At 30.4% G+C, this 14,481-nt stretch carries 10 protein-coding genes and 2 pseudogenes; 2 read left to right on the top strand and 10 right to left on the bottom strand.

Annotated features, from left to right (window positions below; genetic code table 11):
* Nucleotides 1-454: 454 nt before the first annotated feature.
* The 7 genes and pseudogenes from C9J29_RS16075 to C9J29_RS16045 all read right to left on the bottom strand — a co-directional run bounded on the left by C9J29_RS16075 (nt 455) and on the right by C9J29_RS16045 (nt 8,218).
* The gene (locus C9J29_RS16075) at nt 455-1,225 is read right to left on the bottom strand and encodes a hypothetical protein (protein ID WP_107922430.1); all 771 of its coding nucleotides are present in this window, start codon (nt 1,223-1,225) and stop codon (nt 455-457) included.
* Nucleotides 1,222-2,490 carry a hypothetical protein gene (locus C9J29_RS16070; RefSeq protein ID WP_107922429.1) on the bottom strand — a complete coding sequence of 423 codons (1,269 nt, stop codon included), beginning with the start codon at nt 2,488-2,490 and terminating at the stop codon, nt 1,222-1,224. The genes C9J29_RS16075 and C9J29_RS16070 overlap by 4 nt, the downstream gene beginning before the upstream one ends.
* A gap of 521 nt (nt 2,491-3,011) precedes the next feature.
* Nucleotides 3,012-3,344 (bottom strand): annotated as a pseudogene (locus C9J29_RS16065) (restriction endonuclease); the annotation flags it as partial.
* Nucleotides 3,345-3,691: 347 nt separating this feature from the next.
* A complete protein-coding gene (locus C9J29_RS16060; protein WP_107922427.1) occupies nt 3,692-4,633 on the bottom strand; it encodes a hypothetical protein in 942 nt (313 codons plus the stop codon).
* A gap of 113 nt (nt 4,634-4,746) precedes the next feature.
* Nucleotides 4,747-5,877, bottom strand: coding sequence for a UvrD-helicase domain-containing protein (locus C9J29_RS16055; RefSeq protein ID WP_237068856.1), 1,131 nt, complete (start codon nt 5,875-5,877; stop codon nt 4,747-4,749).
* Nucleotides 5,864-7,477, bottom strand: coding sequence for an ATP-dependent nuclease (locus C9J29_RS16050; RefSeq protein WP_107922425.1), 1,614 nt, complete (start codon nt 7,475-7,477; stop codon nt 5,864-5,866). The genes C9J29_RS16055 and C9J29_RS16050 overlap by 14 nt, the downstream gene beginning before the upstream one ends.
* 66 nt (nt 7,478-7,543) lie before the next feature.
* Nucleotides 7,544-8,218 carry a class I SAM-dependent methyltransferase gene (locus tag C9J29_RS16045; protein ID WP_164908739.1) on the bottom strand — a complete coding sequence of 225 codons (675 nt, stop codon included), beginning with the start codon at nt 8,216-8,218 and terminating at the stop codon, nt 7,544-7,546.
* Nucleotides 8,219-8,262: 44 nt separating this feature from the next.
* Here C9J29_RS16045 and C9J29_RS16040 point away from each other — a divergent pair, with 44 nt between their 5' ends.
* On the top strand, nt 8,263-8,790 hold the full coding sequence (locus C9J29_RS16040; RefSeq protein WP_107922423.1) for a tyrosine-type recombinase/integrase: 528 nt from the start codon (nt 8,263-8,265) through the stop codon (nt 8,788-8,790).
* Between the two features lie 316 nt (nt 8,791-9,106).
* Entirely contained in the window at nt 9,107-9,454 is a 348-nt protein-coding gene (locus C9J29_RS16035) for a hypothetical protein (RefSeq protein WP_141390425.1), read from the top strand.
* 379 nt (nt 9,455-9,833) lie between these two features.
* Here C9J29_RS16035 and C9J29_RS16030 read toward each other — a convergent pair.
* The 3 genes and pseudogenes from C9J29_RS16030 to C9J29_RS16020 form a co-directional block, all read right to left on the bottom strand.
* A pseudogene (locus C9J29_RS16030) lies at nt 9,834-10,095 on the bottom strand (YdbC family protein).
* A 48-nt stretch (nt 10,096-10,143) separates the two neighbouring features.
* A complete protein-coding gene (locus C9J29_RS16025) occupies nt 10,144-13,242 on the bottom strand; it encodes an HsdR family type I site-specific deoxyribonuclease (protein WP_107922421.1) in 3,099 nt (1,032 codons plus the stop codon).
* A gap of 41 nt (nt 13,243-13,283) precedes the next feature.
* A complete protein-coding gene (locus C9J29_RS16020; RefSeq protein ID WP_107922420.1) occupies nt 13,284-14,480 on the bottom strand; it encodes an AAA family ATPase in 1,197 nt (398 codons plus the stop codon).
* Between the last annotated feature and the right edge of the window lies 1 nt (nt 14,481).

Here is a 14,481-nt window from a genome sequence, read left to right as displayed (position 1 = left end):
AAATGCCATTGAGTTAAACTAAATGCGATTATATAGTAGACAGCAAAAGAAAAAACCCTTGATATACAAGGGTTTTGACATTCATTGAAAGTCAATGAAATCGTATTATGGAGACGGCGGGTGTTCTATCTATAAAATCAGAAAACCTTGTAATATCAACGTTTACAAGGCTTTTCTGACAATCTGAAATTGCTCTTACAAAGGAATTAATAAGGTTTGCTAAAAATGCTTACGGAGACATACTTTATTAATTATATTTGATTTCTATTTCTTACTTTAGAGGCTGAGGGTAAATTATTTCTTGAATCTATAACTATTGTTTCAATTTTTTACCCCATCTTTTACCTTCTTTTAATTCTAATTCAATTAAGTGTTGAGTTTCAAGCATACTTAAAGCAAAGAGAGCAAATAATGAATACGACACTAATTCCTTATTCTATGGAAATTCTTTTATTTAGTCCAGGTTAAAATCAAATAAGCGTTTTCCATAAAGTTCTTCTTCATTTACTTCATATAATTTTTCAAATAATATACTAGGAAATTCTTCAGATTCATGCCATAAATACCTAGCTATAGCGTCATTGGGTGATGTTATGGAACTGTAGCTATCTACTATTTTAAAATCTCTTTTATTTACAATTAGCATCTTAATACGTCTAATTGGTTCATCAAGAGTATCCTTAAATTTCTCTTTATCCCTTAATAAACTTTCTTTGAATGTGATTAAATCAGCCTCCTTAAATATATCTGAATTTCTATGATTATCCTCTTCTAAAAAATCTATTAAAAAATCTAAATCTTTTCTGAAAGTCGTATCATTATTAATTAATAATACTTTATAACATATACTAGCATCATAATTATCTTCAGTTTGATCTTCAAAATCCATCGATGTATATAAAACTTTCCATATATTATCAGTATATAAATCATTAGGAATCTCATGTACATCATCTATATTATTTAGATAGAAACCTAAAACTTCGGCTTCGGTAGAATTAATAGCAACACTAGAATCTTTTACTTTCTCTTCAAAATAATAGGGGTTAAATTTATGCCCCCCTGATGCTCCAACTCTATTATAAATAGCTTGAATAATAAATTTATAGCCTGGATTAAAATTTGATTCAGTTAAAAATTTGTCGCACTCTTCTACTTGTAAGATAATAAACTTAACATATCCAAACTTAATATTATCCCAAACTTTCACAAATTTGATTTTCATTCTTCTAACCCCTCAAATAACTGTTGGTAATAAACGTGTATTGTCTCTATATATTGATATTTTATTTGTAAATTAGTAGAAAAATTATCTACAAATTTATAAGCCACTAATTCTCTTGTAGAAGCTTTTAATATTCTCCTTAATTCAAAAATTTTAATTCCTATTGCTTCTGCTAGTTTTACATCATTAATTTCTCCATGTTCCAATATTTCCCTAAGTATAGTCCTAGTCTCATTAGTAAAATAATGTCTAATCTTATTATATGTATGTAAATGAATATTTTTAACCGTTTTATTTTCTATACTTTTATAATCCTTTTCCTTTAGACAGTATTTTAATATTTCATAAACCTTAAATAAGAATTCTATTAAATTATTCATTACTACTTCAAATATTCTTTCATCAGAATTATTATCCATTAACCCTAAAGCACCTAATGACATATAGTATTCATTTGTTTTTCCATCGTACTCTTCGATACAGACAATTATTTTCCTTATTTTTTTGCTATATAAATCCCTTACTTCTATTGACATATCCTCAGAAATATATGTAATAAAATTCAACAATGACTCCATTGCTAAATTAGTTTCCCAACACGTTTTTTCATTAATCTCCTTAATATTAATTGAGTTTAAATACTTTTCAATCTTAAAAAATATATCCTTTAGATTATTTCCTACTAGATAGTCTATTGGGAAGTTCCTGTTAAAAATAGAAAGTTGAAAATCACTTCTTAATACTTCTAAATGTATTAAATTACCTAGCTCAATAATTCTTTGGCTATATTCATTGTTTTGAGAGAATTTATTAACTGGTATTTTTTCCTCCAATACAGCAATTACTTCATTTTTACTTTTTTCAATCCATCTTTTCAACATTTTTGATTCTAAAGAAATATTATCATTTAGATAATTATTCAATTTCACAAAATATTGATTTAGTATTGATTCAATTAGCTCTTTATTAATTCTCGGATTTTTACTTATAAATTCTTGTATTACTTTATCTTTCTCTGAATTACTAAATAGATTTTCCGTTCCATATCTCTTGAAGTTATAAGAATGGTTAGTAATAAATTCATCTAAAATTTGAACATCTTCTTTATGATTAAAGCAAGAATCAATCATTTGCTTCATTTCTACATCTATTTTATTTAAGTTTTCACTCGAAAGGTTTTCGTTCTTTTTTTCAATTTGGCTAGTTAACCAAGAGTGTAAAGTTGCAAATGAACTTAAGTTTGAAACAATTGATAATAAATCCATGACTCATCCCCCTAATTTTCATCTTCTATATCCGTATTTAAAGTAATTAATCTAGAGATCATTGTATTCTTTAGGTTGCACATCAAACCCTTCACTATGTAACTTCTCATAATATACATTGACATCCTATTGTATATCTACTAAACCATACTCAGCTTTTATAATATATGGTAAAGCCCCTTCACTTAATTTGTCTTCTATATACTTCCTAAGTTGAACTTCACTTCTATCAAATGGATTATCAGGTTCGATTTCTTTGTCAAAAATAATATCTACAAATGCCAAATAGTTAGTTTATTTATCATCAAAATATATAGCTCTTAGCTGGATATTTTTCACGTTAAGACTAGACCACTCTTGAAAATTATATGTCTTTTCATAAATTTTTGTTATATAAGCAACGCTTTTAAAATGGATACTTATTCTAGTAGATAAATATAAAAATGCTTTTTTAAAATTATGCTGTCCATAAAGATGAATGAATAGGTAGGATGTATTTTCCATCTAATATTTGCTGAATTTTAGGGGAAAAATTCTTCTATTAGAGAAAAATTAGAGCGTTTCATTAATCTTTCTTCCAACCGAACTTCGTCCCAATACTGAATTGTTAATTCTTGATTTCCCATTAATTCTTTATGTGCTGTTAGTGCTGTTGTGCAAACTAATAGATATCCTTTTGCTTTAATTCGTTCGCAATCCACAATTATCGAATTAGCTTCAACTTTTCCTACGCTCCTAACTGAATGAGCAAAATGTTTGCATTGAACAAGCCAAGTTCGTTCAAATTTTTCAAGATAGCCCATAGCTTTTTCAACAAGCATTAAATCTCTACCACCATCTGGTCCTTTACCAGTCCAATATACTTCAAATCACTCTCTAATAAGAATCATTCTAAATCTGTACCGTCATTTGACAACTCTTTAAAATCTAACATCTATTTACTCCACTCTATTTTATCCACTATATTACATATATGTTTTCCAGACTATTAATAATATATCAATAAGAAATTCGGCAATCAGAATGGTGACTGAGGATGTTTTTGTAACTCTATTATTAAAAGCCTTGTGTAAATCTGTAAAAATAATTTTATATCTTTTTCATGAAATATTTCTAATCCTACTTTTGATCCTACACCATACATATCAATAGCAAGTAATATTAACGTTCTCAAATAGATTCAAAGGTATTATTTACCTCGTTAATCAATATCAGTAATAGGAAAGGCTTTATTATAGCTTTTCTTTAATAATATTAATGCTATCATACTTCTTAAAACATGTTGACCGACCGCAAATAACTTTTGTGGAATATCGTTTTCTTCCGTATTGCCATGAGAGAGTGAATTTCTTACACGACATAGCTCTTTTATATTCGATATTTGTTCATCTGGAAATACTCTGAATTCTTGTAATACTTTTAAGATTATTCTTGTATCGGTCATTAGCTTGTTCGTCATTACACTTTCAAAAGCGTTAAATAACTCCCTGTGTTTTTCCCCATAGACTTCATTTAACGTCTCATTAAGAAACTTTATGAAGTATTTCCTAAAATCATTTATTATATCCTGTTTAATATTTTTGTACTCTTCCCTTACTAATACTTCAAGTCCTCGATACAAACTTAATAAAGCATCTTCATATAGCTCAACATCCATTGCATCTAGACTACGAACAAAATAGTTTATTGCAGCATAATATTTCTTTCTTAATTTCTCTTCATTATCCCTTTCCTTTTTCTTATCAGACTTTACAACATTATCTAGGCTAGACATACATTTATGGATTTTATTAATATTCTCCGAGCTTTTTAATGGAGTTGGTGGAATCTTTTTAACTGCTACTAATGGTCGCCTAAAGTGGTTCGGATATTCATCTATTAATTTAAATCCAAAAAGAAAGTTTACCAGCTTGTTTGCCCTTTCAATATTTCCTATTGCTCTTCTACGAACTATATCTTTAACTGTTAAATCACCATCATATACATAACTATCTACAGTTAAATATGTACCAAATTCGTCCAATTTGTAATTATAATAGTAACATTCATTAATCCAAAAACCACTTCCTCTTCTCATTTTCAATTTCAACTTACCAAAATAATTTGGATTAGTAAGAGTTAATTCACAAGTAATCTTATACATATGTTTCCCTCATTGCTTAATTATTTTTGAAGTTTAACTTTTTACTCCCCTGCAATCGCTATTTTTATCTATAACGTCCAACATACTAACTTTAAAAATACGCTATTTATATCTCATGTATTTAACAACAGCTTGTTACTGTCTTGCTCCCATTGAATTAAAAAGTCAAGGTAAGGTGATTTATTTGATAGAATGGCAATATTATTCTTACTTCTCGTAATAGCAACATAGAACTGTGCTATTACCGCATCCGACATTTTGTGACTTCCCTTTATTATATGGTTTTCCATTTCTTTAGTGGGAAGTATTAAAACATTATCAAAGCTTAACCCTTTTGATTTGCCAAAAGTTATTGATTCAAAGTCTATTTCTCCGTTCATATTAGATATAAACTTGTTAAGCGAACTAATATTATAATAAAGTACTGTTGGCATAAAATGTTCTATATACTTAGATACGTTGTCCATACTTACCAAGTATGTACCTACATCTTCATTGGTAACTTTCTTTACTGATTGCATGTTAAGGTTACTATATAATGTATTTGCTAAATCGCAAACTATTTGTGGACAGCGATGACACTTATCTAAGCTTTCAAGATTGTGATGCCCTAATACCTCGGTAAAGAAATTAAAGATGTTTATCCCTCTGTATCTGTTTAGGAAAGTACCTGAATTTGTTGAATAAGTTGCTTGTCTATGATCTCCAACGACTACAAGATTTAAGTTAGACCTATAAATAGCCTCGATTATTTTTAGATCATACCCTCCCATATCTTGAACTTCATCTATAAGAATAGTGGTATATATTTTTTCAAGCCTATCAATGATTGCTCCCCTAGAAGCTTCTAATACTAAATGACAAAACTGAGCCAACCTTTGATAATAGAGTCTTCCTTGAAAATCGTAGTAATACCTCCAATTGGTAGCTTTTATACCTTTTAAGCGTGGAATTTCTCCTAGAGAACAAAAATTAAGTCCTTCTATTTCCGGTCCTCCCACAAGCTTTCTATACGGCTTAGCGCATTCATTCAGTAAAAAGTCCGTCCATGTCTTACATTTTATGTTTGTAGGTATGATTCCTACTGAGTCCATGAGATCCCTCTTCATAGAGTTTAGATTGGCATTCGTATATGTGAGGTACAGTACTTTACCTTCTTTATAATTCAATACTGCTTCTCCTATTAATAATGTAGTCTTACCTGTCCCAGCTGCAGCTTTAATAATTCTTTTATTGGATGGCATTATTTATATACTCCGGATAAATTAATTGTATTTCGCTGTTTAAAAATACTTTAAACGCCCAATCAGTTTTGTTTTTCAATATAAATTCTAACAACTCATCTTCAGACTTATCATGTTTACCTAGTATTGTTTTTAATTTTTCGTAATTACCAGCATCACATTTTAACACCTGTGGTTCTAAGGTATTTAGTTCATTATTTGTGCTAAAACACAATTTAATTGTCCCACCCATGTAGTCCCTATATTTGTTGATAATATTCTTTTCATAATCATAATCGTTATCTGTAACTACTACAGTATTTATATTTAGTAACTTCGCTATATCTAAAAATCTTTTGAATGATAGTCCGTTGACTGATATAACATCTATCCCGTCATCTAAAGGAAGCTTATTATATTTTTGATGATAGGCTTTTTGAATGGTTAAATCATCTGCTGGTCCTTCGACTAATATTACCTTCTTAGATAAAATAAATCTTAAAGTGTCATAGTTAGGTAGTTTTTGAAAATAATATCTTGTATCCTTTGGCAATTGACTTAGCTTCCCACTTCTATTTTCACCAAGTAGAATAACATTTTCCATCGCCATTTTATTTAATACATATGAGCTATGAGTGGTAATTAGTAATTGTTGATCAGAACACTCGGATATAATTTTATCTAATAAAATTCTCATATTTGAAAATGAAAGATGGCTTTCAGGTTCTTCAATTAATATTAAATTTCTTTTAGGCTTTCTGTTTCCAATAGATAGTGTAGTCTTTATAACATTTTGTTCCCCTTTACCAATATAATCGAAGGGGATATTGTCTAAGAAAGCAGCAATTGCTGATTCCCAAGTAGCCTTTTGAGTCACATCTAACGATATTGATAAATTCCTATTGTCGTCTAACATGAGATTCTTCTTATCGTTTAATACTTCATTTATAGATACTATATTAGGATCTTCTCCAAACTTTTCCTTATAGCTTCGATAAAGAACTGCTAGATTAGCTTTTTGTTTTTCATCTAAGACATCTGAGATAATCTTCATAATATACTTTTGAGAACTGGCAGCTAAACTGGTAGTAGTTGAGTCGATTAGGTGCGATTTTATCGGAATTGATCTCGTAGTAATTGCTGCCCCCGCAAAACTTTTCCATTCAACCATATAGTACTCAGTAGGGATATGTATAAAATTTTCATTTTCAATATACTGCTGATATTCTTCCCGATAATGCTCATTAAATTTAATAGAAAACACAAACCCCGGCACATTAATATTTTCGCTATTTTCTATCCCCATTAATTCATTGAGATCAGAATCTTCTGACTCCGAGAAGTAGATTTCTATCTTGGTTTCGGGGGGAGTTTTCTTATTATCAACTTTTACTTCTTCGATAAACTGGTTAACAATTTTTCTATTAAAAATATAGGGAGATAATTCATAAAAGATTGGTTTTCCATTTACTATCCCTGTCAATGCTAAATGTATTATTTCTAATAACGTTGATTTACCAGCCCCATTATTCCCAATCATTATAGAAAAGTTATTATCAAAATCTAAAGAAAACTCTTCAAACTTCTTGTAATTATAAATTTTGAGTTTTTTTAATAACATTAATTTTCTTCCCCCAATTCATTTCAATAAGTTCAGTTTGTTTTTCCAATAATTTTAATATTATTTTCATTTCTGGCACAGTATCCAATTATAGAAATATTGATCTATATTAGATACAGAAAATGTATTCTTAAATGTCTCATAACCTGTAGGAAGATACTTTTCAAGCGAATATAGCCCTTGAATTTTTAAAACAGAAAAACCTGCAACTTCAATCATGCTTATCAAATCAGACAGTGTGTAAAATTCAAATTCATCTTTAAAACTCCCATTCATTCTCATATCCTTATATCGTTTAAGTGCTAGGTTAGGGGATTTTGATTGTTCATAAACCTCTGCGAACCTACCAGACGGGGTTCTCACTACAAGAGAAAGTAAACCATCTGTTTGAAGCCATGAGTATATTTTAAGAAGTTGTTCAACAGGATTTGGTATATACCCTAAGACATTATGACAGGTAATAAAAGAATAATTGTTTAGAAAGGTATCGGGCGTTAAATCAACCATATCTAACACTTTATACTTAATGGGGAGGTTATCAGCATTAATCCTACAATCATCTATGTTATCTCTATTCTTATCTATTCCAATAACAGCATTCTCATAAAAATTATTATATAAGATCCTAGTTAGCCAGCCCTTACCGCAGCCAATATCTAGAATACTTCCTCCTTCGAGTTTAAGTGGTAAAGAACTTTTTAGTAGTATTTCTAGTTCATCGTAAAAGGGATCTAAGTTCAAACCCAGCACTCCAATTCATATTTTTATTAATGTAATTTAACCTCATCATAGTATTAACTTGGTCCGATTTAAAATTCGATACAGGAAAACTTTCTATTCATGCAGCATATTCATATTCTAAATATAACAACGGAAAAAATGTTGGAGTTACTAAAGGAAAACTGAGTCGCATTATTCCTTTAGATCCTGTAACTCTGAATATGTTAAAAAAATGGAAAGAATTACAGATTGAACATTTGATACATTTAGGACATCAATGTAAATCAGATAATGAACAAATTATTTTCAATAATACTGTTAATAACTATTTAAAAGGAAATTATCCAAATGAATATTTAAAAGATGCCCTCGTCAAAGCTGACATTAAAAATATAACAATACACGGACTTCGTCATACTCATATAACACATTTTCGTGAAGCAGGTGCAGACCCTTTTGGAGTTCGGGATCGCGTAGGACATGTAATTAAGTCTGATATAAACGAAAGAGTATATACTCATGCAACAGAAAAAGTAAAACAAATTACTCTACAAGATTTACTAAATTACTATAAAACTTATGATGTTTATTAAATTAGGAGAAAACAAAAAATGAGGTATTTATTGTCCTTAGAGAAAGCAGCAACAATATGTATTGTATTAAAACGAACAGTGCATGAGTAGTATATTAATGGATCAATTATTGGACAAAAATCAATGAAGCTTGGGTATAGACAGCAACCAGCAAACACCACTTCAAAATATAAGGATTTCAATATAGACGGTTTAGTAACAGCAGTAAAAAACTTCAATCAACGGTATGTTGTTCCTCGAACTTATTTTGATCATGACAACTATTTTGTTTGGAAAGCTTTTTACACTAATGAAGATAAAATGGATTATTATCACAATGTCAGCTGTTGATGTTTATAACAAACTTTTCCAAGGAATTTTTCTTGGAAAAGTAATTGAAGTACAAATTCTTATGTTACATGAAAACCTCACTAAGGAATTCACTTCATTACCTTTAAACAAAGTTAATTTTTCTCTTTCAGAAATTATGAATATAGAGGACACAATTTATTATACGAATGTTATCAATTCGAAAAAACCATATATTATCGTTTCTTACTATAAAAAGAATGGAAGAATCGTCATGCTTGATAAATTGAAAGAAGAATTCTTAATTAATGCTCTTAATATATATTTTAATAAGAGAGCATTTTACAGATATTCTGATATTGAAAAAGTGTATTAGAGCGGATAAATTAAGTATCACCGATGCAATACAGCATAAACATGATAAAGAAATAATGAGAATCTTATTTGGATTGTAACATTCTGCTTGAAAAATCATGAAAAGTTATTACTGATAGTCAAAAGCATCAAGTAACAGTAATAATCTTGGTGTGATAAGCCAGACATAGACAGGCACATTTATTTGGTTGATTGATGGTTTAAACTTTCCCAAACCGTCGTTTGATAACATTTTATAAAAGGTTGTTATTCAATAATGTGGCCCAATTGTTCAACAATTAGTTAAACAACACTCTTCAACTAAGCTGCCCCGTTAGCCATCCATGAAACGCAAAAAAATAAGCTTTCCACCACAGAAAATGAAAGGTGATTAAGTTCTTTCATGGGAGTTGAATAAGAAAAAGATGGGATTCTGTAGAATCCCATCTTGAAGTAAAGCACCCCGTTAGCACAATAAGCAATGCTTCCTTCAGCTTATCTAACTCTTCATTACTTAACGTGACACCATTTACCCATCTTCTCATAATTTGGCGCCTAACGGATATCATATTTCGGTTCACGTCCGTTACAACTGATTAGATTGAGTTCTTTTGTCCATCCCTTTGAAGACTCGGACAATATGCCATTTTTTCGGTTACTCATAATTGAATTCTGCCATTAATCCACCCTATCCTTTCTATTTTAGATTTATTAAATTTTTCCACCTACTCCCTTAAACTTATCAACGAAGGCAGAAATTTTCTGAAAAACGCCCTGCTTTTTTGTTAAATATTGAGGATTAAGAGGACTCATTTTAGGAAGAATTTCATTAAGTTCCGTTCCGTTTTCACTAGCGTATTCTCTTTTTAATGAATTCAAAATATATCTTTTTGCAGCATCTTCATTAAGTTTTTCAGTGTTAATCAACTCTTCTGCTTCACGTTTTTGCTCAATTTGGGCAAATGAGAAGAAGGCATCAATAATACTTGCTTTATCTTGAATACCGTCTAAATCAGCTTGGTTGATAAAATCAACTACTAAGCTTTCTTTTGCACGGTTTCCTACGCTAGATCGAATTAAACGACGAATCTCTTCAACCAATGTTGCTTTATCTTTTACTTTCTTGTTTTGTTCAAAAATAAGTTCAAGAATGTAATCTAAATTAATCTCTTGGGATTTTAAAAGATCTACTTCAAAGACAACATCATCCCAATCAATAGAAACACTTTCCTTTTCTTTTCCATTTCTTTCATGGCGGAGCCAATCACGAATATCATTATATGAAGAACGATAATCTTGAATAGCTCTTTCTTCTAACACCTGAATCTCTTGCATAGCAGTAATATCTTCATCAGTAACATAGTGAGCAGATTTGAAATCTTCTAAAGCTTTAGGATCAGTAATATCTATTGCTTGCAAAGCTTTTAAACCTGAAAATTCATCATAGTTCTGAAGGATATTTTCAATACGCAAATATTCACCAAAGAGTTTCGCAAACTCTTTTTTTTCCTTTTCAGTAACAATATTATCAACATTAGGAAAACGTTCCTTTAATTCATTTACTACATCTACATATCCACGACGGCCTTCACCAGTTGCCACATCAGTGAATCCTCCCATATACTCCGTGTAGCTTTTCTCCAGCACCACATTTTTAGTGTTTTTATCTCCAAAAAGAGTAATGGCGTCTATGGTTGCTTGTTCTAAATCTCTAAAAGTAATAATATTTCCAAAGGTTTTGGTGGAATCATAAATACGATTTGTTCTCGAAAAAGCTTGCATTAAACCATGATACCTAAGATTTTTATCAACAAATAAAGTATTTAATGTAGGTGCGTCAAAACCAGTTAAAAACATTCCTACAACAATCAACAAATCAATCTCTTTGTTTTTTACTCGTTTAGCAAGGTCACGATAATAATTTTGAAATTCCTTACTTTCTACACCATAATTGGTTTTAAACATGGCATTATAGTCTTTAATGGCTAAACTTAAAAACTCTTTTGCACTACTATCCATTGCTGAAGGTTCAAAAGTTTCATCAAGAATTTCACCTATAGCAGTTTGCTCTTCATTAGCAGCAAAAGAGAAGATTGTCGCAATCTTAAGGGGTTTACTGCTTCCCTGTTGTAAGTTATTTAATGATTCATAGTAGAGTTTAGCTGCTTCAACACCGCTCACAGCAAACATGGCATTAAATCCTTTTCCATTCGGATTTAACCGATGGGTTTTTATTCTAAAATTATTCAGAATATATTGAGATATTTCTTTAATCCGTTCAGGATGTAGTAATGCTTCTTTATTTTCTGCTGCCGATAACTTTTTCTCGTCCTGCTCTTTTTCAATCGTTTTGAACTTGGGACGTACATCGTTATAATCTACTTTGAACTTTAAAACTTTTTCATCTCTAATGGCATCCGTAATTACATAAGAGTGTAACTCTCGACCAAAGACAGAAGCAGTTGTTTCATAACCTAACGCATTTTCTTGGAAAATAGGCGTACCTGTAAATCCAAATTGATAGAACTTCTTAAACTTTTTATTGATATTCTTTTGAGCTTCACCAAATTGGGAACGGTGGGCTTCATCAAAAATAAATACCACTTGCTTATTATATATAGGCAACTCTGTTTCGCTTTTAATTAAGTTATTGAGTTTTTGAATCGTCGTCACAATAATTTTATTATCATCTTTTTCAATGTTACGCTTTAATCCTGCGGTACTTTCTGAACCATTAACACTATCAGGGGAAAAACGCTGATATTCTTTCATCGTCTGAAAATCTAGGTCTTTCCTATCTACAACAAAAAATACTTTATCTACAAAATCCAGGTCAGTAGCCAAACGAGCTGCTTTAAAACTCGTAAGCGTTTTCCCCGAACCTGTTGTATGCCAAATATATCCACCACTTTCGGTGGTACTCCAATTTCCGGCTAGGTATGAACTTCCAATTTTCCATAAAATTCTCTCAACGGCAGCTATTTGATACGGGCGCATAATCAGCAGGTTATCGCCCACATCAAAAACGGAATATTTTAGTAGTACATTCAATAAAGTGTTTTTCTGAAAAAATGTAGCCGTGAAATCTTTTAAATCTTTTATCAGAGTATTATCCGATTTTGCCCAGTTCATAGTAAAATCAAAACTGTTTTTATCACGTTTAGTTGTATTAGCAAAATAACGGCAATCTGTTCCATTAGAAATCACGAAAATCTGTAAATATTTAAACAGAGAGTTTTCTGAATTAAAGCTCTCTTTACTATATCGATGAACCTGATTAAAGGCTTCACGAATGGCAATTCCACGCTTTTTAAGCTCTACTTGTACTAAAGGTATGCCATTGACTAAAATGGTAACATCATATCTATTGGCTTGCGTTCCTTTTTGTTCAAATTGGGAAATTACTTGCACTTTATTGTTGGCAATATTCTTTTTGTCTACTAGGTAGATGTTTTGAATACGCCCATCATCAAAAACAAAGTCATAAATATAATCGTTATGAATTTTACGGGTTTTATCAATTTGGTTATCACTGGGTTTATCTAAAAACTGCTCACAAAATCTAATCCATTCAGCTTCTGAAAATTGCACATTATTAAGGTTTTGCAGTTGCACACGAACATTAGCAAGCATTTTTTCAGGAGTAGTTAAGCTTGGTAGATGTTCATAACCTTGATTAACTAAATCTTGAATCAGTTCTCGTTCTATATCAGCTTCTGTTTGATAGCCTGCTCCTTGTTGATCTATCTTGGTATATTTATCTAAAACTATAAAGTTGTTTGATTCTGTGATGGGTTTGAAATTGCTCATTAATTTCCCTACTCCCCTACTTCAATTTCATTTCTTTCATCTTATTTAAAATGAAATTTTTCCTTAAGTCCTTTTAGTAAATAATTCAAAACACGCTTATCATCATCTGATAATTCAGCTATTTCATCTCCTGAATGCTTAGAATGACTCGAAATATTAACGATTCTTGTAATATAAGGTTCAGGATTTCCCTCTGTAATTTCAACTAAAAGTTCCCCCCAGTTGTCATAACCCAAAAATGTCGATGTTTTCTCCAAAATATTCCTAAGGTAATTAAAATGATACTTTTTTAATTGATCTGTTCTAATAGCCGTCTCTATTTCAGTTATTAAGGAAAGGTGATAGGAGAAAGGTGAATCATACCTTTGGGAAACTAATTCATGTTCTCCATCTCCCCTTTTTTTAAGAAAATATTTTTTAAATTTATCTTTCTTAAACTCATTATGCAATACATTATAAAATAAAGGATTATGTGTGGTTATAATAAATTTAAGGTCTGACTGACTTGTCTTAATCAATTTTGCCAAATTTACCGCTAATTCAATCAAACGATTGTCATCCAATGAACTTACTGGGTCATCTATAAATACATATTCCAAATGATCAAATTGATCTGTTTCTCTATCACTTGGTTCAGCTGCATTTAATACATCAATAACTTGTTCAAGTAGAGAATAAAAAACACACCATACAAAGTTACTCTCTTCACCTTTTGAAATTTTAATGTTATATGAAATCTCATCATTACCACGTTCATATGAAAAAGTTATTTCTGTAAAAGCCCCTACTGTCACATTATTCCCATTCTTATCTTTAATAGAATATTCTTCATTAAAATGTGGAGTTAATTTTTCATCGGTATAGTGTTGAAAATTAGAAATAATATTCCTGTCTTGTCCCTGTATTTCTAAAATCCAGTTTGTAAAAGTATTAGGATGGATTTTAAGTTTTGGTTCAGTATCATTTTCTAAGTCGTTATCCCAATAAAACAAATCTTCCGTAAAAGCATTATAATAAAGATATTTTTTACCCACTACTTCCGATAACTCTAACTCCGTATCCTCATCTGATTTCGTTGGTACTAACGATTTGAATTCCCGTGAAAGCCTAGTTTTCCCCGTCCCATTAAAAGCATAAATCAACTGAACTTTTACATCAGATTCACTCGCATCTTTAGCTTTAGTTTTATATTTGGCGTCTTTCAACGTTTGTGCAATATCAGTTAATGAAACACCCATA

The organism is Lysinibacillus fusiformis (assembly GCF_003049525.1).
Taxonomy (GTDB): domain Bacteria; phylum Bacillota; class Bacilli; order Bacillales_A; family Planococcaceae; genus Lysinibacillus; species Lysinibacillus fusiformis.
Note: the sequence above shows the minus strand (reverse complement) of the source record. Positions and strands in the feature narration are given on the sequence as shown.

What these genes read in the sequence shown, in the direction of transcription:
- C9J29_RS16025 (WP_107922421.1), bottom strand. Translation starts at nt 13,242, where the DNA reads ATGAGCAATTTCAAACCCATCACAGAATCAAACAACTTTATAGTTTTA.
- C9J29_RS16020 (WP_107922420.1), bottom strand. Translation starts at nt 14,480, where the DNA reads ATGGGTGTTTCATTAACTGATATTGCACAAACGTTGAAAGACGCCAAA.
- C9J29_RS16060 (WP_107922427.1), bottom strand. Translation starts at nt 4,633, where the DNA reads ATGTATAAGATTACTTGTGAATTAACTCTTACTAATCCAAATTATTTT.
- C9J29_RS16050 (WP_107922425.1), bottom strand. Translation starts at nt 7,477, where the DNA reads ATGTTATTAAAAAAACTCAAAATTTATAATTACAAGAAGTTTGAAGAG.
- C9J29_RS16035 (WP_141390425.1), top strand. Translation starts at nt 9,107, where the DNA reads ATGTCAGCTGTTGATGTTTATAACAAACTTTTCCAAGGAATTTTTCTT.
- C9J29_RS16055 (WP_237068856.1), bottom strand. Translation starts at nt 5,877, where the DNA reads ATGCCATCCAATAAAAGAATTATTAAAGCTGCAGCTGGGACAGGTAAG.
- C9J29_RS16070 (WP_107922429.1), bottom strand. Translation starts at nt 2,490, where the DNA reads ATGGATTTATTATCAATTGTTTCAAACTTAAGTTCATTTGCAACTTTA.
- C9J29_RS16075 (WP_107922430.1), bottom strand. Translation starts at nt 1,225, where the DNA reads ATGAAAATCAAATTTGTGAAAGTTTGGGATAATATTAAGTTTGGATAT.